The 23,331-nt window shown below is 40.1% G+C and carries 25 protein-coding genes, 1 pseudogene and 1 riboswitch; of the genes and pseudogenes, 10 read left to right on the top strand and 16 right to left on the bottom strand.

The genetic code is table 11. The features are described 5' to 3' along the window. The first annotated feature begins 542 nt into the window (after positions 1–542). The 3 genes from CUU64_RS11810 to CUU64_RS11800 all read left to right on the top strand — a co-directional run bounded on the left by CUU64_RS11810 (position 543) and on the right by CUU64_RS11800 (position 2,909). Positions 543–965, top strand: a complete 423-nt coding sequence (locus CUU64_RS11810) for an HIT family protein (protein ID WP_101633826.1) — start codon at positions 543–545, stop codon at positions 963–965. Positions 966–1,145: 180 nt separating this feature from the next. Further along, positions 1,146–2,249 (top strand): 3-phosphoserine/phosphohydroxythreonine transaminase, encoded by a 1,104-nt coding sequence (serC, locus tag CUU64_RS11805; RefSeq protein WP_101633825.1) that lies wholly within the window; start codon positions 1,146–1,148, stop codon positions 2,247–2,249. 141 nt (positions 2,250–2,390) lie between these two features. Beyond that, positions 2,391–2,909, top strand: a complete 519-nt coding sequence (locus CUU64_RS11800) for a tryptophan transporter (protein ID WP_101633824.1) — start codon at positions 2,391–2,393, stop codon at positions 2,907–2,909. A gap of 52 nt (positions 2,910–2,961) precedes the next feature. On the opposite strand, the gene yhzF is transcribed toward CUU64_RS11800, so the two are convergent. Beyond that, entirely contained in the window at positions 2,962–3,144 is a 183-nt protein-coding gene (yhzF, locus tag CUU64_RS11795; RefSeq protein WP_483861837.1) for a membrane protein YhzF, read from the bottom strand. Between the two features lie 336 nt (positions 3,145–3,480). Here yhzF and CUU64_RS11790 point away from each other — a divergent pair, with 336 nt between their 5' ends. From CUU64_RS11790 to CUU64_RS11780, 3 genes are all read left to right on the top strand, one after another. After that, a complete protein-coding gene (locus CUU64_RS11790) occupies positions 3,481–3,861 on the top strand; it encodes a YtxH domain-containing protein (protein ID WP_101633822.1) in 381 nt (126 codons plus the stop codon). A gap of 304 nt (positions 3,862–4,165) precedes the next feature. Continuing rightward, positions 4,166–4,744, top strand: coding sequence for an HTH-type transcriptional regulator Hpr (locus CUU64_RS11785; RefSeq protein ID WP_101633821.1), 579 nt, complete (start codon positions 4,166–4,168; stop codon positions 4,742–4,744). 287 nt (positions 4,745–5,031) lie between these two features. Then, entirely contained in the window at positions 5,032–5,211 is a 180-nt protein-coding gene (locus tag CUU64_RS11780) for a hypothetical protein (RefSeq protein ID WP_180954584.1), read from the top strand. 50 nt (positions 5,212–5,261) lie between these two features. On the opposite strand, the gene CUU64_RS11775 is transcribed toward CUU64_RS11780, so the two are convergent. Both CUU64_RS11775 and CUU64_RS11770 read right to left on the bottom strand, forming a co-directional pair. Then, complete coding sequence (locus CUU64_RS11775; protein ID WP_101633819.1) at positions 5,262–5,360, bottom strand: YjcZ family sporulation protein; 99 nt, start codon at positions 5,358–5,360, stop codon at positions 5,262–5,264. Between the two features lie 112 nt (positions 5,361–5,472). Continuing rightward, positions 5,473–5,568: a YjcZ family sporulation protein gene (locus CUU64_RS11770; protein WP_101633818.1), complete on the bottom strand. Its 96-nt coding sequence runs from the start codon at positions 5,566–5,568 to the stop codon at positions 5,473–5,475. Positions 5,569–5,768: 200 nt separating this feature from the next. Between CUU64_RS11770 and CUU64_RS11765 the strand changes: the two genes are divergently transcribed. After that, positions 5,769–6,635 (top strand): peptidylprolyl isomerase, encoded by an 867-nt coding sequence (locus CUU64_RS11765; protein ID WP_101633817.1) that lies wholly within the window; start codon positions 5,769–5,771, stop codon positions 6,633–6,635. A 203-nt stretch (positions 6,636–6,838) separates the two neighbouring features. Here the strand turns inward: CUU64_RS11765 and CUU64_RS11760 are convergent, their stop codons facing one another. The 7 genes from CUU64_RS11760 to CUU64_RS11730 form a co-directional block, all read right to left on the bottom strand. Next, positions 6,839–7,021 carry a sporulation YhaL family protein gene (locus CUU64_RS11760; RefSeq protein WP_101633816.1) on the bottom strand — a complete coding sequence of 61 codons (183 nt, stop codon included), beginning with the start codon at positions 7,019–7,021 and terminating at the stop codon, positions 6,839–6,841. Positions 7,022–7,128: 107 nt separating this feature from the next. Next, entirely contained in the window at positions 7,129–8,067 is a 939-nt protein-coding gene (gene yhaM / locus CUU64_RS11755; RefSeq protein WP_101633815.1) for a 3'-5' exoribonuclease YhaM, read from the bottom strand. Between the two features lie 226 nt (positions 8,068–8,293). Further along, on the bottom strand, positions 8,294–9,088 hold the full coding sequence (locus tag CUU64_RS11750) for a thermonuclease family protein (protein WP_101633814.1): 795 nt from the start codon (positions 9,086–9,088) through the stop codon (positions 8,294–8,296). Positions 9,089–9,273: 185 nt separating this feature from the next. Further along, positions 9,274–9,429, bottom strand: a complete 156-nt coding sequence (locus CUU64_RS11745; RefSeq protein ID WP_101633813.1) for an FbpB family small basic protein — start codon at positions 9,427–9,429, stop codon at positions 9,274–9,276. 379 nt (positions 9,430–9,808) lie between these two features. Further along, positions 9,809–10,465: a potassium channel family protein gene (locus tag CUU64_RS11740; RefSeq protein ID WP_101633812.1), complete on the bottom strand. Its 657-nt coding sequence runs from the start codon at positions 10,463–10,465 to the stop codon at positions 9,809–9,811. Positions 10,466–10,493: 28 nt separating this feature from the next. Further along, positions 10,494–11,834 (bottom strand): TrkH family potassium uptake protein, encoded by a 1,341-nt coding sequence (locus CUU64_RS11735; protein ID WP_101633811.1) that lies wholly within the window; start codon positions 11,832–11,834, stop codon positions 10,494–10,496. A gap of 35 nt (positions 11,835–11,869) precedes the next feature. Beyond that, entirely contained in the window at positions 11,870–13,147 is a 1,278-nt protein-coding gene (locus tag CUU64_RS11730) for an ArsB/NhaD family transporter (protein WP_101633810.1), read from the bottom strand. A gap of 423 nt (positions 13,148–13,570) precedes the next feature. Next, a riboswitch (cyclic di-AMP (ydaO/yuaA leader) is annotated at positions 13,571–13,711 on the bottom strand. 231 nt (positions 13,712–13,942) lie between these two features. Here CUU64_RS11730 and CUU64_RS11725 point away from each other — a divergent pair. Then, positions 13,943–14,317, top strand: a complete 375-nt coding sequence (locus CUU64_RS11725; protein ID WP_101633809.1) for a Na-translocating system protein MpsC family protein — start codon at positions 13,943–13,945, stop codon at positions 14,315–14,317. A 192-nt stretch (positions 14,318–14,509) separates the two neighbouring features. Further along, positions 14,510–14,701, top strand: a complete 192-nt coding sequence (locus CUU64_RS11720; protein WP_101633808.1) for a hypothetical protein — start codon at positions 14,510–14,512, stop codon at positions 14,699–14,701. 217 nt (positions 14,702–14,918) lie between these two features. Here CUU64_RS11720 and CUU64_RS11715 read toward each other — a convergent pair whose 3' ends face one another. The 4 genes and pseudogenes from CUU64_RS11715 to CUU64_RS11700 all read right to left on the bottom strand — a co-directional run. Beyond that, the gene (locus CUU64_RS11715) at positions 14,919–15,332 is read right to left on the bottom strand and encodes a hypothetical protein (RefSeq protein ID WP_101633807.1); all 414 of its coding nucleotides are present in this window, start codon (positions 15,330–15,332) and stop codon (positions 14,919–14,921) included. A gap of 148 nt (positions 15,333–15,480) precedes the next feature. Beyond that, positions 15,481–18,477 carry an ATP-binding protein gene (locus tag CUU64_RS11710; protein WP_101633806.1) on the bottom strand — a complete coding sequence of 999 codons (2,997 nt, stop codon included), beginning with the start codon at positions 18,475–18,477 and terminating at the stop codon, positions 15,481–15,483. 27 nt (positions 18,478–18,504) lie between these two features. Then, positions 18,505–19,719 (bottom strand): metallophosphoesterase family protein, encoded by a 1,215-nt coding sequence (locus CUU64_RS11705; RefSeq protein ID WP_180954568.1) that lies wholly within the window; start codon positions 19,717–19,719, stop codon positions 18,505–18,507. Positions 19,720–19,890: 171 nt separating this feature from the next. Then, positions 19,891–20,325, bottom strand: a pseudogene (locus CUU64_RS11700) (GDP-mannose 4,6-dehydratase); the annotation flags it as partial. Positions 20,326–20,465: 140 nt separating this feature from the next. Here CUU64_RS11700 and CUU64_RS11695 point away from each other — a divergent pair. Further along, on the top strand, positions 20,466–20,654 hold the full coding sequence (locus CUU64_RS11695) for a YhzD family protein (protein ID WP_101633803.1): 189 nt from the start codon (positions 20,466–20,468) through the stop codon (positions 20,652–20,654). A 68-nt stretch (positions 20,655–20,722) separates the two neighbouring features. On the opposite strand, the gene CUU64_RS11690 is transcribed toward CUU64_RS11695, so the two are convergent. Together CUU64_RS11690 and CUU64_RS11685 are read right to left on the bottom strand one after the other, a co-directional pair. Then, positions 20,723–21,550, bottom strand: a complete 828-nt coding sequence (locus tag CUU64_RS11690) for an enoyl-CoA hydratase (RefSeq protein ID WP_101633802.1) — start codon at positions 21,548–21,550, stop codon at positions 20,723–20,725. A 128-nt stretch (positions 21,551–21,678) separates the two neighbouring features. Further along, positions 21,679–23,295, bottom strand: coding sequence for a long-chain fatty acid--CoA ligase (locus CUU64_RS11685; RefSeq protein WP_101633801.1), 1,617 nt, complete (start codon positions 23,293–23,295; stop codon positions 21,679–21,681). Positions 23,296–23,331 lie beyond the last annotated feature (36 nt).

The raw sequence follows: 23,331 nt of genomic DNA, 5'->3' as shown, positions 1-23,331 counted from the left end.
TTAAAAGGCATTCATGAATTCCATTATTAACCATTAATAAATTACATCCGTTATAGAGATGATAATTAGAGAAGAAGGGGTTCTTCCTTACAAATGATTGAAATAACATCATACTGTAAATGGGGTGTCAGTTAAAGACATATTAGCTGAGAACCAATAAGGCTTCAGAACACGTTTCATTGCAAGGGGATGATCACTTTGCACGTACTGGAAGAACAATCATTCAGAATCTGTCGAATATGCTTTTCAAGTTGATGAAACTTTGAAGATATAGGAGATGGTTCGAATGAATGATAAACCTCTAAAATCATAACCCAATTACAATTTGTAAATGAGGTGTTGATCAAAGAGAATTCTACAGTAATGAACGTACAATAAGAAGCTGAACCCCTTTTTCTAGGCAGGGTGCAACTTACGGTTGCATCCTGTTTTATTTTGGGCTAAAAATACTTGTTTCTGTTTCCCCTTTTCGAGCAAGCTATGATACGATAGAAAACACATCCAGGTTAATCGAAAATTTCAAATGTAAAGGATGGTTTTTCATGAGTGATTGCATATTCTGTAGCATCATAAACGGGGACATCCCCGGTGCTAAAGTATTTGAAAATGAACATGTCCTTGCCTTTCTTGATATCAGCCAGGTAACAAAAGGGCATACTTTGGTCATCCCAAAAGTACATAAAGAAAACATCTATGAATTGACACCTGAAATCGCGAAAAATTTATTTGAAGCGGTTCCGGAAATAGCTAAAGCCATCAAAGCCGAGTTTAATCCAATCGGCTTGAACATTCTTAACAACAATGGGGAAGCAGCTGGACAATCCGTTTTTCATTACCATATGCACCTGATCCCGCGCCACGGCGAGGATGATGGATTCGGTGCCGTTTGGAAGACGCATACCAGTGAATATTCTTCCGAAGATCTCCAAAATATCGCCGGTTCGATATCTAAGCACATTAAATAAGAACAGATTTACCATTAGAGCCAGGGACAATTATTCCCTGGTTTTTTATTCTCTGTACAAGCAGAGAAATGAGTCATCCTTTAAGAGAAAATTCAAAATTATGTTCCATTTTGTCGAACATTTCTGGTACGATAGAAATAAATTTTTTACTTTAGCGCATCACTGTGAGGAGGAAGTCCATTGAAACGTGCACTAAACTTTAACGCTGGACCTGCCGCATTACCAGCAGCTGTTTTAGAAAAGGCCCAGAAAGAATGGTTAAACATTGAGGATACAGGCATGTCGGTTATGGAATTAAGCCACAGAAGCCAAACGTTTGAGAACATCCATAACAAGGCGATTTCCTTGCTGAAGGAAGTAATGGAAATTCCGGATAATTATGAAATCCTGTTTTTACAGGGCGGTGCCAGCCTCCAATTTTCCATGGTACCGATGAATTTGCTCAAGCAAGGCAAAAAGGCATATTATGTGCTAACAGGATCTTGGTCTGAGAAAGCATTGAAGGAAGCTGAAAAACTGGGTGATACTGTAGTGTCCGCTTCTGCAAAGGACTCTAATTATACTTACATTCCTTCTGCAGAAGAAATTGCTTTTGAGGAGGATGCCTCCTATGTCCATATTACGACAAACAATACAATTTTCGGCACGCAGTGGAGCAGTTATCCAGAATTAAAAGATGTACCTCTTGTTGCTGATATGTCGAGCGATATTTTGAGCAAGAAAATTGATGTCAGCAAATTTGGACTGATTTATGCAGGCGCCCAAAAAAACCTCGGCCCATCTGGGGTAACGTTGGTCATAATCCGTAAAGATCTAGTTAACAGCTCGCTTACAAACCTGCCAACGATGCTGAACTATGAAACACATGTGAAAAACAATTCGCTTTATAATACACCGCCAACCTTGGCTATTTATTTGCTCTCCCTTGTTTTAGAATGGGTAAAAGAACAGGGAGGCGTAGAGGCTCTTCAGGAAATCAATAGCGCCAAGGCGAAGGTCATTTACGATGCAATAGATAACAGTGAAGGTTTTTACAAGGGACATGCGGAGCCTGCGAGCCGCTCCCATATGAATGTGACATTCACTCTTCCTGATGAAGCTTCGACAAAACAATTTCTGGAAGAGGCAAAGCAAGCCGGTTTTGTCGGCTTAAACGGCCATCGTTCCGTAGGCGGATGCCGTGCTTCCATCTACAATGCTGTACCTTTATCTCACTGTGAGGAACTGGCTGGATTCATGAAAAAGTTCAAAGAATCTTATTCTGCCACAGCTGTTAAAGAGTAAAAATTGGATTTAAGAAAAAAACCCTTCAAAAAATAGAGTATGCATGGTATACTGACTGATGGAAACTTCCCGCATCAGGCAATAAGTGCACTGCTGGGGAAGCCCAAAAATCAGATGAGAAGAGAATAGGAGAGATGAGAAATGAATACGAAAATGTTAGCGGCTTTATCCCTTATGGTGGGGATTGGAGCAGCACTGCACATATTAATCCCTGGCTTTGTCCTTGGAATGAAACCGGACATGATGCTGATCATGACATTTTTGGCCATTGTCCTTTTTCCAGATAAAAAAAGTGTATTCCTCGTAGCAATTGCGAGTGGGATTATATCCGGCCTTACTTCTTCATTTCCCGGCGGATTCATCCCAAATATTATAGATAAATTCATCACTTCTTTTGTTTTTTATTTCATGCTGACAGTACTGAAAAAGTATGCTGGCTCAACCGTTACTGTCGCTGTCTTGACCGCGATTGGTACATTGATATCCGGAATTGTCTTTTTGACATCGGCTTACTTTATTGTTGGTCTGCCTGGGGCGTTCGTAGGCATGTTCACGGCTGCCGTTTTGCCGGCAACTGCCTTAAACACTATTGCAGTGGCAATCCTTTACCCAATTATCAGCGGGATCCTAAAGAAGTCAAATATTACTGCACAGATTTAAATGCGAAAAACACCGGAATCCTTTCCGGTGTTTTTTCTATATTCTATGCCCCTTATATAAAGGATCGAATAACAAAACCAACAAAGAATAAGACTGCCCCTGTGGCTCCAAGCATGATTCCACGCTTTTTCAATTGCTGTTTAGGAGGATAAACCCCTGGCTGCCTGGATTGGCCGAGAAAGAACAGCATTCCCGCAAGGCAAAGGGTGCCTAACGTAAAAATTACATATATCACTTTCTCCAAGAATGGTCCCCTCCTCCCCAAAAACAATGGCTCCTACTTACATCTATATGTCGCTTGTCTACGGATTATTCCCTAACACTCCGACTTGGCTTATTGAACCATCCGAAATCACACTATTTTTAAATACTAAATATTTTCGTATTTACGTTTAAATAAAAGTTTTTGTGATATAAAGATATAAAGAATGTTCCGCTTTTAAAAATATGAAGATTATGGTACTTTAAGAAAAAAGGACAACCTCTGCCTATACTCATGCTAGGCAATTTTACTAATCTGCTGCTTCCTGAATTAACTTATTAAAAAATATTTTAAAAAGAGGTGATCGCTGTGAATGGAAAAACATTTTTTATCGGTTTCCTGACAGGGACCGTCATTGCTGGAGCTGCAACTATGCTTACAGCCCCATCCTCTGGCAAGCAATTAAGGACGAAAATAAAGGACAATAAGGATGAAATTTTGGCAACGCTTACGGAAGTGAAGGAGCGGCTGATCGATATAAAAGAGGAAACAGCAAACGCCTCGAAGGTCAGCAAAGAATCAATAAACACATTTATTGGAGATGTTAAAGTATTGATTGAAAACTGGAAGCAGGACATTGAGCCTAACAAGCAAGAGCTGACAAGCCATATCCAGGAACTAGAGTCTTCCATCAGTGAATTGGAGAATACGGCAGCGGCTTCACCAATCTTAAACAAACAGGCTAACTAAGAAAAAATCCGGCGCATTCGGAAGTCAGTACGGCCCCCAGTGCCCGGATTTACCTGCGCTTTCCGATAATGGCCACACTGCTTACCCATGCAGCCGACTTAAAATATAAGGAGGAAAATCCCTCACATTAACTTCAATCTTCTCTATATTTATTATGTAGCTATGTTCAAATGCTAAAAACAATAGGCAACGGGTTTTGGTGGTTCTAAAAGTTTCTAAAAATTTTGTTAATTTTTATCTTTATTAATTTTTATTTTATTGTCATAATAAATATAGAGAATTATAAAAGTAGGTGAGCCAGTACATGCAGGATAAAAATTATTCTATGAAAGAAGCTTTGCTTTTCAGCCAGCGGGTTGCCCAACTGAGCAAGGCACTATGGAAATCGATTGAAAAAGATTGGCAGCAATGGATCAAGCCGTTTGACCTCAACATTAATGAGCATCACATACTATGGATTGCCTATCATTTAAATGGGGCATCCATATCAGATGTTGCCAAATTCGGTGTAATGCACGTGTCAACCGCCTTCAACTTTTCAAAAAAGCTTGAGGAACGGGGTCTTCTACAGTTTTCGAAAAAAGAAAATGACAAAAGAAACACCTATATCCAGATCACAGACAAAGGTGAAAACATCTTACTAAGCCTGATGGAAACTTATAATCCGGATAACAATGCTGTATTCTCTGGCGCTCTTCCTCTGCGTGATCTGTATGGCAAGTTCCCTGAGATGATTGAAATGATGGCGGTAATCAGAAACATTTATGGGGAAGACTTCATGGAAATATTTGAACGGTCATTTGCCAATATCGATAAGCAATTTGTAGTCGAAGACGGAAAAATCACAAAAAAAAAGATACAAAAAGAAGCTGAGCCTGTCTGAACAGCATGATTATTTTCCAATTTTGGGCAATCGATTAAACCTGCTAGCTCTCTCGGAAACTGCCAATCTCCATTTAAGCGGACTATGGTTAGAAAACCTCCGCTTCTTATTTCGGCCTATTTGCTCACTTCTTCACAAAAATGTTTGAATGCCTGGAAATTTCTCTCCTGTCCCGGCTTGAGCAAAGCTTCTTGCCAATACAATCCCAAACTTTTAGTCTATCTTTTTTGGATAATTTTTGGTATCGTAGATATACATGAATGCATGAAGGAGGGATTCAGGAAGTGATTTCGTTATTTTTTATTCTCTTCTCGATCGTAATCTTATACAACGTGAACAGCATGACAAATGCTTTATGTCTCCAAAAAGAAATTCCTGAAGACCGTCAGCCTAAGGTGTTTCGAACAATCAACATATTAATTACGATCCTGCTTTTATCTTCTTATATCGAAATACTGTATACATAGGAACAACAGTAAAGAGAAGCGCCCCAATGCGCTTCTCTTTTTTGGGGAGATTAGAACCAACAGGAGCATCCGATTATTACCAAAAGGATGAAAAGAACAACCAATAAAGCAAAACCTCCGCCGAAGCCACCAGCATATCCTCCAGACATTGATTTTCCTCCTTTCCTTTGGATCAATCAGCTGCTAAATTATGCAGCTGTCTCATCTTATTCTTATAGCCTTAAAAGGTTTAGGCTTCTTTCTTGCATGGCATGATTCGCATTACCCCCAGCAAGCACATCCCACAATAATTAATAAAACAAACAGTACAACTAACAATGCAAATCCGCTGCCATAACCAACAGCACCGTCTGCCATATCCTCTCTCCTCCTGTGTTATTTTCGATACATCATATGTGCTATGGACTATATCTGGATAGGTCATTAACCCAGTTTTTTATAATTTAAGTAAAAGAAAATATTCGATATTATTTTTTGTAAAAGTCCCATTTTATGTTATAGTAAGATTTGTGGATTTAGTAAACGAACACGAATATATATACAGGAGTTGTTTCTTAATGAGGAAATGGGCATTATCAATTGCGGTTGCTGCTGGCTTGATTGGCCTTACTGCTTGTAACAACGGCGGAGATTCAGAAGCTGTTGTGAAAACGAAATCCGGTGATATTTCAAAAGAAGAACTTTATAACGCAATGAAAGACAGATATGGCAACCAGGTTGTCCAGGAGCTGGTGTATGAACAAGTCCTTTCTGAGAATTATAAAGTCTCTGATAAAGAAGTAGACAAAAAAGTGGACGAGCTTAAAGAACAGATGGGCGCTAATTTTGAAATGGCACTAGCACAAGCCGGCTATAAAGATGAAAATGCATTAAAACGCTCCATGAAAGTGAGCATGATGCAAGAAAAGGCAGCAATAAAAGATGTCAAGGTAACTGAAAAGGAAATGAAAGAGCATTATGACTCACTGAAGCCTGAAGTAAAAGCCAGACATATCCTAGTTAATGATGAAAAAACAGCTAAAGAAGTAAAGCAAAAGCTGGACAAGGGTGAAAAATTCGAAGATCTGGCCAAAAAGTACTCGCAGGATCCAGGATCTGCTGAAAAAGGCGGAGACCTAGGCTGGTTCGGGGCTGGACAAATGGTACCTGAATTTGAAAACGCAACGTATGCATTAAAGAAAAACGAGATCAGCGCCCCTGTAAAATCAGAGCATGGCTACCATATCATTCAGCTCTTGGATAAGAAAGAAAAAAAATCGTATGCTGAAATGAAGAGCCAAATTGAAAAAGATTTAAAAACTTCCAAGCTTGATGAAGCAACTGTTCAAAAAGCAATGGATAAGGAACTGAAAAACGCTGATGTTGATATTAAGGATAAAGACTTAGAAAATGCCTTAAAGCCACAACAGTCGCAAACCGAATAACATCAAAGGACTGTCCAAAAAACTTCCCCTCCGACTTTTACAGTTGAGGTAAAGTTTCAATTGGACAGTCCTTTTTTATGAGCTTGCAGGAAACTGCTCTAACGCCTAGAGCCGAATGCACACTGCATTCGGCTCTAAAAAATCTCTCTTGCGATTATTCGGCTTTTCTGGTGTCCGTACAGTCCAGCTGCTTTCTTTTTCGTTTATGCCCCATGTTGCACGTCGCTTTTCTTCCTTTCTATTTCTTCATTCATCCTGTCGATATACTTTTGTCCTTCTTGTTCAATGTATAGGTCGTCCTCTTTCCGTTCCTGTTTCGCTGTCCTTACTGTCATCACCGCACTTACAAGAATACCCGCCAATACAAGCCAAACCCAAATCGGCATTATGTTTTTCTCCTTTCAAGGGAGCTGGTCCCTTCTCCTTAGTAGAAAATATGCTTTTGCATAAAAAAATATGCTTCCTCTCAAACTTTGAGAAGAAGCATATTTCATTAAATTTGAGGTTTATAAAATGAACGGTTTTCAAGGGCAAAGACTCTTTCCGTGAATTCGCCTGGTTTTACTCTCTCTAGAGCCCGGTCCATCATATTGATCTTGGCATCAATATTATCAATATAATGAAGGACTTCTGCCTCCATGACAAGCGGTGGCTTTGGGCTGCCCCATTCTGCCTTGCCATGATGGGATAGAACCAGATGCTTTAGTATCATAATTTCTTCCCCATCTAGACCGAGCTCATCGGCAGCTTTACTTATTTCACTTACCATAATCGTGATATGGCCAAGCAAGTTGCCTTCAACTGTATATGCAGTCGAAACAGGTCCCGACAATTCCATTACCTTTCCAAGGTCATGAAGGATTACCCCCGCATATAGTAAATCTTTATTTAGCTTCGGGTATAAACCAGCAATGGCCTTAGCCAAGTCCAGCATAGAAACTACATGATAGGCAAGCCCTGACATGAACTCATGGTGGTTCTTAGTGGCTGCAGGAAATGTAATAAATTCAGATTGGTATTTTTTAAGAAGATGGCGTGTAATACGCTGTATATTCGGATTCCTCATTTCAAAGATATACTGCGTAATTTTCTCCATCATTTCTTCCTGTCCAATGGGTGCTGTCTGAATCAAATCTGATATATTAATAGCATCCAGGTCCGTTGTCAATCGGATATTTCTAATCTTCAACTGGCTTCTGCCGCGGTAATTCTGAATTTCACCCATAATTTTAACGGCGTTTTCAGAAGAAAAGCTTCTCACGTCATCTTCGGAGACATCCCAAAGCTTAGCCTCAATTTCCCCGGTCTTATCAGAAAGAATCAGGGTCAAAAAAGGTTTTCCATTACTTGCAACTGCTTTTGTACTGCTTTTTATATACATATATGTATCTATTGAATCACCAATGCCATAGTGTATAATCCCTTTTTGCATACGGCTACCTCCGTTATTTTGTATAGATATTATACCATATCACACAACAGCTTTGGAGGAAGTAAAAAAGAGTTGTAGCTTCATTTGGATTGATTCATAGGACTATTATTTTTAGTTTAGAATTTCTAATTTTGTATCTGTATCGAAACAACAAACGAATATAGCGGGATAGAGTGCTGTTACCCTTTCCCGCTATTGTTCGATGTATCTTTATTTATACATGATGTTAGTTTTTTGATTTCCGGTAGCCCTCGGCTTTCGCCTCATCTTCTGTACAGAACCACACAACGTTATCTGCTGCGACTTCATCGTAATGCGCACCGCTTGGTAGATGATAAATCCTTGAGTTTTTATTTCCTTTAATCTTTCCATCGCATTCTTCATTCTGTATTACGTCTTGGTTTTGTTCGTTATTCGTGATGCTAGTTCGCTTCTGCTGGATATCAGAATTATATCTTTTTTCCTGCACATAGTTCTCTATGCTCCAAATGCCTACACCTTTTTTCTGGGCTTCCTTTTGCTTTTCGATAAAACGATTGACATACTTTACATCAGGCGGGAAGGTAGCAACACGTGCTAATCCCTTTTTGATTAGTGTTTCGTTATATAACTCTCCGTCTACCCAAATGTAAGCCAACATTCTTCCATAACGGTCACGTTCAGATACATCTTTTTCCAACCCCACTTGCTTCCCTAATAACTCATGTTTTGTATGATCAAATGCTTCAGGTCCGTACGGCTGTATAGGTTTGGAAGGATGCTTTGTTTCTGGTGTATCTATTAGTAATAAACGAACTCTCTCTTCTTTATTATTGATCTTTACATCAATGGTGTCACCATCTACTACATTAGTGACGGTAGCAGAAAGCAGTTTCACACCATCCGGATTGGTTTCTTCTTGTTTGCTGCTTGGTCCGTTTGATTGTTGACTATAGTTATTGCCTGGACTACAAGCTATTAATCCGAACGAAATAATCCCTACTATGGCAAGCAGGAAAGTTAATTTAAAATATACTTTCATTTAAATCCTCCTGTGACTTTGTATGGGTACGGTGGTTAAAATTATTCGTCCTCTTGTTGGCCCTGAAAAAAAATCATAACATATTTAATTAACTCTAAAAGAGATATAAGGGCAGCCTCCTATTATTATACATTCATATTTTCTATCTATTTAAAAGAACAATATTACGGTAGTTTAGATTAACCCTATTTCGCAGGTACGGTTGTATTATGCTCTCTTACTTTTTTGACTAGTTTCTCATCAACCCTACGGTCAATTTTCTCTATTTCCTGCCTATCCTTCAAAATTTCTTCTTTATTGCTCCGTATTAAATCGTCTAAAGAAAATCTCATTCTCTTCATCCGTTATCACCCCTTATTATTTAAGCTATAAAAATAAAAAAGTGGCCTTCACCAATTGGTAAAAAGCCACAAATAAAGACCTTTACCAACAATGATAAAGGTCTTGCTAACAACTTTAGTTGCCAACAAAGCCGAGAGTTAAACTCTGTAATGACGACTTTGCTGTGAAAGCTACTCCCCTTTAGGGAACTTAGTATTAAGTTAATTTTATTGTATACAACCTGACCAAATTTGTCAAATGTTCAGTATTTAGTCCTTATCACCACACTCAATCTCAATTTTTCATTCATAAAAAGATCATTCCCCGAAGTAATTTTTACTCTACAGTATCGCTTTTGAAAATATCAGTTTCGTTTAATTAAAGCTCTAGAACCGATTGCTATTCTAAATTAGAAAAATCCGATAGATCATCTCTACTTCCAATTAGCACCAACATATCTCCTTTATGTATAACTTCATCAGGGGAAGGAGAGATCACGACATTTCCATCTCGAACGACGGCAATGGCACTCACATTATATTTTGCGCGAATATCGAGTTCTCGAAGACTTTTTTCCGCCATACTCCGAGGGATTAAAATTTCCTCTATGTTATACTCATGTGATAATTCTATATAATTTAACATATTGGGTGATAAAAGCTGATTAGCAACACGTTCACCCATATCCCTTTCTGGATAAATGATCAAGTCAGCTCCTATTTTTTCTAAAACCTTGCCGTGATGTTTACCGAGAGCTTTGGCAATTACTTTTTTGACTCCCAGTTCCTTTAGAAGCATAGTGGTTAAAATGCTTGATTGCATATCATTTCCAATCGCCACAATTACACAATCAAAATTAAGGATGCCAACTGATTTAAGCGCCTCCTCCTCGGTAGTATCGGCAACAACCGCATGGGTAACGGATAATTCAGCCTCTTCCACCCGCACCTCATTAATATCAATGCCCAAAACCTCTTGTCCAGCCTCGTGTAACCGCTGTGCCACGCTTATTCCAAACCTTCCTAAACCAATAACAGCATATTGACGTATGCCCATAGATTAGCATCCTCCTGAAGATTACAACTTAACCAATCATGATCTTTCCTTTTGGTTGACGAACAGCATTAGGTTTTCTTCTCACAGATACAGCAAACGCAAGAGTAAGCGGTCCTAACCGCCCTGCAAACATTGTAAAAATAATGATTAACCGGCCGATTGGCGACAATTCAGGGGTCAGTCCCATCGAAAGCCCTACCGTACCAAACGCAGAGGTAGCTTCAAACAGGTACATCATGAAAGGATGCCGTTCATCTTCTATAATAGTAAGGAGCATAGTAACCGCCATAACAACAAACATTCCTATGGTCGCTACAGTAAGTGCCTTTAAAATAGTTTCAATCACAATCCGGCGTCGAAACATGACGACATCTTCTCTCCCCCTGATTTGGGACCATACTGTAGCTGAAAGCACAGCTAAAGTTGTTATTTTAATTCCTCCAGCAGTGGAACCCGGCCCGGCACCAACATACATTAGAAAAATAATCAGGAACAAAGTAGATTGTGTTAAATCCCCGATGGGCAATGTGTTAGCACCAGCAGTCCTAGGTGTGACGGCCTGGAACAGCGAACCCAATACCTTTCCGGTAAATGATAAAGGTTCGAGCGTTTTGTGATTTCCATATTCAAAACCAAAAATCAGGATGGTGGCACCTAGTGTGAGGATCAGCGTGGTTGCCAAAACTACTTTGGTATGAATGGAAAGGCGGCGAGTATCATGATATTCATACAGTTCATTCAGGACAATGAAGCCGATTCCGCCTAACGTTATAAGCGCGCAGACGGTAAGAACAACCGTTGGGTCATCTACAAACGGAGTGAGGCTTCGAAACTCCCCGTTTAAATCAAAGCCGGCGTTATTGAAATTTGATATCGCGTGGAATATGCCCCAATAGATAGCTTTTCCTATCGGCATGTCAAAAGAGAATCTGATGGCCAGAATAGCAGCACCCGCCAACTCTATTATGGCTGTAAATACCAAAACTCTTTTGACTAATTTGACAATACCGGCAAACGAAACGTTATTCATAGCTTCCTGTAATATTAATCTTTCCCGTAAAGAAATCCGCTTACCTAGGAGGAAAAAGAAAAACGTGGCAAAGGTCATAAATCCCAGTCCGCCGATTTGAATGAGTGCCAGGATAACCAATTCACCAAATGTCGTAAATGTATCCGCAGTATCCACGACAACCAGACCGGTCACACATGTTGCCGATGTAGCGGTAAATAATGCATTTAAAAAAGAAAGCCCTTTTCCATCATGAGTTGCAATGGGAAGGGTCAGCAAAAAGGCTCCAATAAGGATCAGTGCCGCAAAGCCCAACACAAGAATTTTAGGAGGGTCGAGATGCTCAGTTATTTTCTTCATAGTTTTCTCCTAACTGACAAAGTATATTGTTACGCTCACCAAAGGTATCTTATGTAAACATAAACCGTAGATATCACTACAGAAACAAGCATTAAAGGAAAACCAATTTTTAAATATTTCATAAAGGAAATAGGGTGGTCTTCTTTTGAAGCCAATCCCGCTACTACCAAATTGGCACTGGCTCCTATAAGTGTCCCGTTCCCCCCTAAACACGCCCCTAAGGAAAGGCTCCACCACAATGGCTGCAAATCTGTAATGCCCATTCTGCCCATCTCTTTAATCATGGGAATCATAGTGGCCACAAAAGGGATATTATCCACAAAAGCCGAAAGTAAAGCACTCATCCATAAGATGAGAAATGTAGTGGGCTTTAATTCTCCTCCAGTCAGAGATAATGCTTTCTCTGCTAAAGCCTTAATAAGACCGGTTTCAACCAATCCTCCGACTATGACAAATAATCCGATAAAGAAGAATATGGTCGTCCATTCTACTTTTTCCAATGCTCGTTCTAAATATTTGTCCCCCGTGATTAACAGCAATAGAAACGCCCCAGCTAAAGAAATAGTGGCCGTTTCGATATCAATGAACTGGTGGACGAAAAATCCACTAATCGTTAAAGCTATAACCAACAAGCATTTAATTAACAATTTTCTATCTTTTATTTCTGCTTTTTCATCTTTCTTTAGTAAGCGTTCCCTCAACTCTTGTGTGGTTGTCAGCCTTTTACGGTAGAGCACCACAAACAGGAACACAGTAACGAATAAAATAATGAAAGAGACAAAGGCCAGATTATCAATAAAAGAAAGAAATGTTAATTCCTCTACGGCGCTGCCGATCATGATATTCGGTGGATCTCCAATCATCGTAGCTGTTCCGCCAATGTTAGCTGCAAATATCTCAGAAATTAAAAAGGGAATTGGGTCAACCTTCAATTGTGCAGTGATGCTAAGAGTTACTGGAACAACTAATAAAACGGTAGTAACATTATCTAAAAGTGCGGATGCGAGTGCGGTCACCAAACTCAAAACGACCAGAATCCGGATGGGGTATCCTTTTACTTTTTTTACAGACCAAATGGCGATGTACCCGAATACGCCTGTTAGCGAGGTAATATTTACAATGATCATCATTCCGATTAGTAAACCCAACGTATTGAAATCAATAAAACGAAGGGCCTCTTCTTGATTTAGTACTCCAAAACCAATTAGTAGTACTCCGCCGACCAATGCTATGATCGTTCGATGTATTTTTTCTGAAATGATTATTGCATATACAACGATAAAAATACTAAGAGCAATTAAAGCCTCCGACATGACTAGCCTCCCTGACACATAAATAACTTCAATTAGGATTCCGACCCCTGCGTTTATTCCATTCCCCCACTAAATCTTAAAAGAGTCAAAAGTCCAAAATAAATTCGGGAGAAAAGCAGATTTGGACACCAAAAAGACCAATGCTTACTTTTCCCCGGCATGCAGCAATACAGTACTTATTAAAGTTCGCAGATATCTATGGATATCAAACGATAGAACTTTAAAAGTCTGCATGAAACATAGAATGGAGAAAAAGTACTCATTGGTCTACTTAACGCCCAGCAAGATATAAAGCTCGCTTTGCTTTCTGTCTCCCAAGAAACCTTTTCATTTGTAGGCATAATAAAAAGACCTACATATGGCACAGGTTGTTATCTTGCTGCAAAAAGCAACAAAAAAACCCCCTGATTAAGGCGGTCTTATGACCTCCTTCGCTTTAGCCGACGAAGTTAGCTGGCGGGTAGGATGGCGAAAGAGTTCTCATCCCTTCTGCAAAATACAGAATTAACCCCAATAGAATGGGTCCTCCGTTCTCAGTTCCCTGAGATTTGGCCGATATCAAATTGATTTTATGAAGATATTTTACGCCTCTCTTTCAATTATTGTAAAACAGTAAAAATCCTTGTTTTTTACCTAAAATCATTCATAATCGCTCATTCCAGCCATATTTTTATACAAATGCTCAATATTGCATGATCCTTCTCATTTTTTATTGAGTTCATTTTATCGTTGACAAGTATTAAATCCGGAATTATGATAAGTTCGATAAATCACAGTAACGCGGGTGGAGGCAATATGTTAAATTCAAAAAAGAAACTTGAGGCTGAAATTAGTGCAGCTTTTATTAAGCTCCAGCGCGAACTGATAGGCCGGGGACCACAGGAGGCAAAAACTTATATTATTAGTGACATGCTTATCACGCGCTTCAAGGGAGTCCTCACTGTAGAAGAAAAGCATCTTGCTAATTGTGAAACCGGGAGACAGCTTGTCAAACAAATGCGTGAAGTACTTCGCGAAATGTACAGCAAACAATATGAAGACATTGTGGAACAATATACTGGCTGTAAAGTCCTTTCATCCCACAGTGATATTAGCACGAAAACTGGTGAAAGAATCGAGGTCTTCATTGTTGATAAAGATTTAGAGAAAAGCTTAGAAACTATTAAATAAATCATGTTATGAAATTCCAAGAAACTATATCAGGTAGAACAGACTGGAATAACATTATTCAGGGTTTGTCTGACTTTGTCATTTCATGTAGAAAAGAAAAGATAGGAATATATATTTTTTTCATATATTATATTTTAATAGGTCAGCATATGATCCATTTTAAAACGAACTTTTTTGTAAAGGTGGACAATTATGGGGAATTCCTCTTGTAGATATGTAATTAATGCTGTTGGCAAAAGTGGACAAATCTACCTAACCCATTGTGAAGATAAAAACGCATTAAAAAAATGGATAGCAGAACATGAAGATAAAATCATTATGAATGAGATAAAAATAACCGATAAGAAAAGGCATCCTTTTTTGAAATGGTTGATAAAAAAATAGTCAGGCCATAGCTTGGAACGTCATTCTCAGAATGGCGTTTTTTTACTGTAAGAAGAACCATACTTAGGTTTGTACACTCCACATATCCAAACCCATATGCGATATTAACAATAAAGCTGCTATTTACTAAATTAAAATCATATAAACGCTGCCAAGTCACTTTGGTTACCACCTAAAAAAACAGCCCGCTATCGGACTGTTCCTGTTTTAAAAAATATCAACTCACGAGCGGCCTGTTCACACAATGGGCAAGGGATTCTGTCCGAACCTTCTCAAAGAGCCCCCGGTCGATGAAAGGAATTAGCCTTTCAGCAATATCCCAGGCATTCACTTCAATTTTATATAATGTATCCATATCACTTGTGATCGACCATTCCCCGCTTAACAATGGAAGCTCAAGATCAAGTGCGTGGCCAGCTTCATGGGCGAGGACGATCCAGGTATACTCATCAAGGTGCTCCAGTGACCCTAGCATTCTTTCGCACTGTATTTCTATGTCTTTTGTATATAAGGTAATGAGATGTTTATCAGCCGAATACTTTCCGCCAACACATCTTGTACCAGGAAATTCTTTTTCAATAACAAGGTTTAAAGAGGGATCAAATTGGGAAAGAAAAGAATATAAATCCATGAGAAACACTCTCTTTTTTTAGAATTTACTTTTACTATATGTTCTTTTAACCTTTTACATGCACGAAAGGACATTATATTAGTAAAATAATAGGATGTATATAACCTAAAAGACCTATATATGTAAAGGAAAACCCAGAGCTTTTCGTTTAGCCCTGGATTTTTTGCTTTTCTAAAGCCGTTATTGATGAATCTGCAAAAAAGCGAAGCAAATGCTCATGGCAGGTAAAAAAGATAATCTGCCTGTCCTTTGACATGTTGTTCAGTAACCGAATCATGTTCACTGCCCGATTTTGGTCAAAGTTTACGAAGGAGTCATCAATGATAAGGGGAAAATCGTCCTCGTCCAGAATGCTTCCTGCAAGGGCCAATCGCAGTGATACATATACCTGCTCTGCGGTGCCGCGGCTGACCTCCCCTGTGTCAAACCGTAGTCCGTCCCTTCTTTCCAAATAAAGCCCGTCGACTTCTTCACCAACTATGATTCGGTTATATTCCCCATCCGTTAACAATGATAAATAACTCTGCGCTTTCGCAACCACTTTAGGAAGCCGTTCACGTTTAAAAGCTGCAATGGTTTCTCTAAGCAATCTTTTTGCCAAGGAATACTTGCCCCACTCTTTTGCTTCCTCATTAAAAGCGGCTCTAGCTTCATGAAATTGATGAAGAATGCTGATGTATGTTCCCCCTTCTTCCAGGCGGTTTATTTTGTGCTTCAAATCTAATAATCTCTCCGCACATTCCGACTGGCTTCTCAGCAGCTCCCTTCTTTCCGTTTCCAGGGCTTCAATGCTGTATTTACTTATATTTGCATCGATTAGGGTGGCAAGCTCTTTCTGGTGAGAGGAAGAATTGGAAAGTTGCAACGAAATCATACGATGGTTGTCCTTCAGCTTCTCCTGTTCCTCGAAAAGCAGTGCCTTCCTTCTGAATTCCTCTTCATCTTCAACACAGGCATCTTCAAAAAGCTGCTCGACTTCTGCATCCAAGCTTGCTAGCACAACCTGAAGCCGCTCGATATCATCCTCAATTTGCTTTTTCTCTTCATGAAATTGAGCAAGATGCAACCGATGCCTCGAGTCCAATGCTAGGGCTTGTTTGACTGCAGCCAAGGCTTCATGCCAGGTCGTTGCAGTTGCACCCATTTCTTTACAAATCGAAAGCAGCTCTTGTTTTTGATTTGATATCTCTTTTTCGAGTTTATCTATTTCTCTTTTTGTTTCATCAGATTCCTGAATGGCTTGTTTTAAAAGAACCAACTGATCCAGGATAACTTCAGAGCTGTATTCCGCCCACGCAACCGAAATGCCCCACTTTTGTTGGACCGACTTGATTTCTTCTATGATATGATTCCAGCTTGTCTCCCACTTCTCCGACTCCTCGATTACTATTTCAAAAGCATGGGATCTCTCTATTCGCTTTACTTCTTCAGCCATAATCTGCCGCTGGATGTCTTCCTCTTTTTGCAGGAGTTTTCGAATCGAGGCTGCTTTCGTTTCCTGTCCGGGATCTGCTTGCCTTTTCAGCTCTTTCTTTTTATTTTCGGCTTCAGCCACTTGTTTCTTTAGGTCTTCAACCATTTCATTTCCTTTAAAAAAGAACTGTAAAAGCCATACTGCTCCCGCAAACAACAAAGTTGCCACCGATATAAAGGATTGTCCTTTCGTCCATGCGTATACTGAAACGACTATGCAAATCACTGTAAGAATGAATGCCAGGATTCCATTTCTCTTTTTATTCTGCTGCACTTTTGCGGAAAGCCTGGAATATCCTTGTTTCAGTTCTCGAATATGATCTTCCAATAATTCTGCCTTAACCCTGGCAATGCCTTCATTGCTGTTTGAATGGTAAGCCTCTTCAAGCCGTTTCCGTTCCTCATGCGGCAGCTGTTTTTCTTTTAGTTCCGCGATCTTCGCCTCTACAACCTCAAGGTTGCTTTTTTCGTGTTTATATTTTTCATCAAGCCGAATGCGCTCGCTTTTTAACCGATGCTTTTCCTGCTCGAGCTGCTTAATTTTTTCTGCCATGAAAACGCTCGTATCCAAACCTAGTATTTCTTCCTCAGGCAAATCAAGGAATAAATCGGATTTATACTTATTTTTTTCTTTCACTTTTGTCTGGTATGATTGCCCAAGCCTGCTTCTTTCAGATTCCAACTGTTCTAGAAAAGGCGCACGGTCAAGCAAGGAGTTTATTCTTTCTTTGTTGGCCTTAATGTATGGTGAGATATGTAGTTCCCCGATTTTTTCATCAATTTTTTGTTTTTTCTTACGGGTAGCTGAAAGCTGTGCATGATTCGGGATCTTCATCGCAGCCAGCTGTTCAAGTCGTTTGATACCCTCGGCTGGGAAGGATATGCTGCCTATTTCTTCAAGCCGTTCTTGGAGAATTTGTTTTTGCTCCATAATCGGCCGAATTCTTAAAAATTCCTGATATTTAAATAGTTTTTCTTCATTGGCTGAGATGGAAGCTTGTAATCCGGAAAGCTCTTCTTCCGTTTTCGTTCGATTCGTTTGCAGCTCGTTATATTCACGTTCATCTTGCTCAGATTTTTTCAGCCTTGCTTGCAGCTCCTTCAACTGCTTTATCCTTATATTTAATTCAGGCTTTTGCCCTGATGGCTTAAATCTGGCATCCAACTCCTTTTGAAGCTTGGATTCTGCTTCCACAAGCATGTCACTGCCGACCATACCTGCTGATAATAGATATTTAGCCAGCGTGGCTTCATTTATGTTCTGGACCCCATAAAGCCCCTGCAAATCGAAAGAAAATACAGATTGGAAATATTGCTTATCTATGCCCTGCAGCAAATCCCGCAAATCTCCTTCATCGCCAATTGACCCGTTTTCAAAGACAATTGTCACATCACCTGCGGCTTTTCCTTTTACCCGTTCAATACTGACTTTTCCGTATCGATCCGAAACTATGATAATTTTACCGCCATACTTGGCATTCAGCTTTGGTTCATATCGTTTCTCATTTTGTACTTTTGTCGGGAAGCCGAACAATATACTATGAATAAAGGACATGACTGTACTCTTGCCTGATTCGTTTTCTCCGAAAAATATTTGGAGCTGCCCAAGATCTGTGAATTTTTTATTTTCAAATTTGCCATACCCATAGATATGAAGTTCTTTGATGATCATTGCTATCCCTCCTTTCCCATCCTAAGTTTATTTAAAAATTTGAAGAATCAGCCTTTGTGATTCACTTACAAGCTCTCTGTTTTCCTCGTCATTTAGCGGATCAAGAAACTTGCGCGCTTCCCGATGTTTATACAATGGTTCCAAGGCCGTATCGATACCCTCTGAATCTAATTCAAGGGTAAGTAATTCATTTAAAAAGGAGTTTTCCATTATGGCTTCCATATCGCTATTCCAGCCATTTACCACTTTAATCCGGTAAGGCCATACAAAGCTGTCACCTAATTCCGCCTCTTCCTGCAGGTTGTCCAGGACAGCCTCTGTGAACTCTTCAGTAAATATAGTAGGGAGTGAATGATTGTCGAGGTCAAAGATTATCTCCAGCAAAAAGGACTTTTTTTGCTCCTGCATTTCTTTTAAAACGCGGCGGCAATCATTCAGAACCTCATCAAATTGGCAGTCGTCCTGTGGCTTAATCGAAATAGAATCCCATACTATTGTGCTTGTTTCAATAAATTCATAGCTTCCCCCTCCCTTTTCCAGCGTAACCAGATAACAGCCTTTATCTCCTGTTTCCTTAGTGTTCCTGCCCTGGATGTTGCCAGGATAAAGCGCAACAGGCTGCTCGGAAATTACCTGTCTTTTATGTATATGGCCCAGTGCCCAGTAGTCAAAGTCCTTTTCGGCCAGTTCACTTATGGAAAATGGAGCATAAGGGCTATGTTCTGTACGCCCTTCAAGGTTTCCGTGCAATAGCCCGATATGATATTCAGCATCAGTCCGCTTTTTATATTGTGAGACAATTCGTTCGGCAACATGTCTTCTCGGATAACTGTACCCATAAATATTAACAGCGGCCCCGTTCTCCTTCTGATATCGTTTCACTTCCGGGTGCGCCTGGAAAACGTGCATGTTTTTAGGTAAGTTCACTGTAACCCAAGATCCGTCCAAATGGTCATGGTTTCCGTGAATCATATACACCTGTATCCCTTTCTCACCTAAACGCTCCATCTCTTTTCGAAAGCGTACCTGTGTGCGCAGGCTGCGATTTTCACTGTCGTAAATATCACCGGCCAGCAGCAAAAAATCTACCTGGCGCATGATTGCCATATCAACGAGTTTTCGAAGCGCATGAAAGGAACTTTCCCTGAGCCGGTCTGTAATAAAAGCAGGTATATTTTTAAGTCCTGCAATAGGGCTGTCCAAATGCAAATCTGCGGCATGTATAAAGACAATTTCACCCAACAGTTATTTCCCCCTTCTACTAGCCATGAGTGTTTTTATTTTACCATAATCCGAACGTATGTGTGGGAGCGAGAGAAGGAAATTAAAAATAGTTTGGTTACCGTGAAGGAATGTAAAACAGCTGCCAGACATGAACCGGCAGCTGTTTTGTATGTATTCTCCTTAGGCCTCTTACTCATTTTCCCTATATCCTGCTGGATTCTCCTTATGCCATTTCCATGCTGTTTCAATAATCGTTTTCAAATTGTTGAATTTTGGCTTCCAGCCTAATACTGTTTGTGCCTTTCCGGACGAAGCGATCAATACAGCTGGGTCTCCTGGCCTTCTTGGACTTATTGTTGCAGGGATTCGATGTCCGGTAACCTCCCGGGCTGTTTCAATCACTTCTTTCACGGTGAACCCGGTTCCATTCCCTAGGTTGAAAACATCACTGGACTTGCTTTGCCGTAAATGTTGAAGAGCAAGCCAGTGGGCGTTCGCAAGGTCCATGACATGAATATAATCACGAATGCATGTCCCATCCTCAGTAGGATAGTCATCGCCAAAAACGGCAATGGATTCTCTTTGACCCAGTGCGACCTGAAGAATAATCGGAATTAAATGGCTTCATTTAATGATAGTAAAATAATACCAGTAACTCAAGTGTTTTATAGTTTTTAACAAAGAATATAAAATCTTTACAACATAATGAATATTGTGCAAAAATAGTAGGAAGTACGGTACATTTCAAAAAAGGGGTAAGGAACATGAGCCGAGTATATAAACTGACTGCTTTTGATCAATCCGGGGAAAAACTTTTGGACGAATCCTTCCAGGCTGAGAATGATGACCAAGCGAAAGCATTAGGGGAAAATCTTCTTAAGGAAAAGGATTTATATGAAAAAACGCATCGCTGTACATCACCTGCAGGTAAGCTGGTCCTTTTCCACCGCTAAGTCTTAAGGATTCGGAAATAATGTAAGCGCAGCCAAAAAAGCCGGCACTACCTGTGCCGGCCGCCTTATTATCTTCCCGTAAAGTTCGGTTTTCTCTTTTCAACAAACGCACGGATTCCTTCTTGGTGGTCGTTTGTCTTTCGCATTTTCATTTGTGCATTTTTCTCAAGCTCGAGCATTTTCAATAAAAGCGGACGATTCTTTTCCCCAAGTATCTTCTTTGTCTTGATCATAGCTTGGATTGGGCTTGACAGCCACTTTTCCAGCTTCGTTTGAATGGACTTATCCAATGTTTCGGAAGCTACCTCATGAATTAAACCCTTTTCAAGTGCTTCCGGTGCCCTCATAACTTTTCCTTCCCAAATCAATTCCTTTGCCTGGACTTCGCCTAGCCTTCTTTCAAGGAAGAAATGTCCGCCACCGTCAGGAATCAGCCCGATGCCGATAAAATTCATAGCAATTTTGCTTTCAGGCTCCGCAATGATATAATCTGTTGCCAAGGCGATGCTTAAGCCAAGTCCTGCGGCTGCTCCATGGATGCCGCAAATCGTGAGTTTTGGCATAAAATAAAGCGTTGTCACCAATTCTGTAATGCAATCCATCAAAGAATTGAAGCTGGCTTCACCTTCTTCACCTGTAGATGAAAGCATCATTTTGATATCACCGCCAGAAGAAAACGCTTTCCCTTTACCCTTTATAACAACAATATCCACATCATCATTGAGGGTGATTTCCTTCAGGGCACTCACGAGTTCCCGGAGCATCCCTTCATTCATAGCATTCATCGATTCAGGACGGTTCATCTCCACTGTAGCTGTCCTTCCCGAATATGTGACCACAACGGTCTCCTGCGCGGAAGCAGATTCAATTCCCAATGATCGTTCCTCCTCTAACATTGATTCTCTCTAATTATAACGTTTCTTTTATTAGAATAAAAAGAAAAAATAGAATTTTTAGTGAAAATTTCAGCGATTATTAGCACGAAAAAGGAGATGATGATCCATCTCCTTTCGCGGAGTCCATTTTATTGCTTTGCATATTTTCCTTGAATTTGTTCACGCAGCGCCATTTTCAAGAACTTTCCTACACCGGTTTTTGGAATTTCCTCAAGGAAAAGAACATCATCCGGAAGCCACCACTTTGCAAATTGAGGCGTTAGGAATTCAATGATTTCCTCTTTTGAAACCTTTCCTTTATATGGCTCGTGCAGCACTACACAAGCAACGGGACGTTCCTGCCATTTGTCATGTGGGACAGCGATAACTGCTGCCTCAAACACAGCTTCATGGGCCATTAACGCATTTTCTAAATCAACGGAAGAAATCCATTCGCCTCCGCTCTTAATTAAATCCTTTGTTCTGTCAACGATCTTTACAAACCCGTCTTCATCAACGGTTACAACGTCTCCGGTATATAGCCAGCCATCTCTAAACGCACCTTCTGTTCTTTCATCCTGGTAATATTCACTGGCAATCCATGGTCCTCGAATGAGCAATTCACCCATTTCTTTTCCATCATTTTTTACTTCCCCATTTTGGCCAAGCACCTTTATATCAATACAGGCAACCGTCAAGCCTTGTTTTGCCTTTAATTCATACTTTTCATCTTCTTCTAATTCATCATGATAGCTTTTCAACTGGGAAGTAAACACCATAGGACTTGTTTCTGTCATGCCATAAGCATGTATAAATGGAATATTATATTTCTGTTCGAACGTCTTAATCATGCTTTTTGGAGCTGCCGACCCACCACAAATCACTGCTCTTAGGCTGCTTGTATCATATTCTTTTTCCGCAAGTTCTTTCAATAGCCCCAACCAAACAGTCGGTACACCGGCCGTTAGCGTAACCCTCTCAGATTCAATGAGTTCTGCTAGGATTTTAGGTGTAAAGTATGGACCTGGCATTACCAGGTTGCTTCCGAACCAAACTCCTGCAAATGGCAAGCCCCAGGCATTGACGTGAAACATCGGGACTACCGGCATGGCAGTATCCCTTTCACATATTCCAAAATTATCAACTAATCCAAGACCCAAGCTGTGCAGAACCGTTCCCCTATGTGAATATACCACACCCTTTGGGTTTCCGGTCGTCGCAGATGTATAGCACATTCCAGCAGGTGAATTTTCATCAAGATCCTGTACAAACTGATGAGTTGGGTCTCCATCAGAAATCAGCTGTTCATAGTGATATACAGGTGATAACTTTGTTTCAGGCAATTCTTTCGAATCCGTCATGATGATATAGCCCTTCACATTTTGAAGTGAATCTTGAATTCCTTCAATTAGGGGGATTACGTCAGCATCAAGCAAAAGTATCTTATCTTCGGCATGATTTATAATATAAGAAACATGCTGCGGAGAAAGTCTAAAATTAATAGTATGCAAAACAGCTCCGGAACACGGAATTGCAAAATAGGCCTCCAGGTGGCGGTGATGGTTCCATGCAAGCGTGCCAATGCGGTCGCCTCTTTCCATTCCCAGCTTTTCGAGCGAGCTAGCCAGCCTTCTGGTACGTTCCGCAATTTGCCGGTATGTAAATTTGTTGATTCCACCATCTGTACGCGAAACAACATATTTTTTTGGATAATACTTTTCTGCCCGTTCAATCATTTGCGTCATAATCAATGGAGTGTTCATCATGTTCATCTTCCCCCTATTCGTAAACGCTTTCATGTG

This window comes from Bacillus sp. V5-8f (assembly GCF_002863565.1).
In the GTDB taxonomy this organism is placed as follows: domain Bacteria; phylum Bacillota; class Bacilli; order Bacillales; family DSM-1321; genus Peribacillus.
Note: the sequence above shows the minus strand (reverse complement) of the source record. Positions and strands in the feature narration are given on the sequence as shown.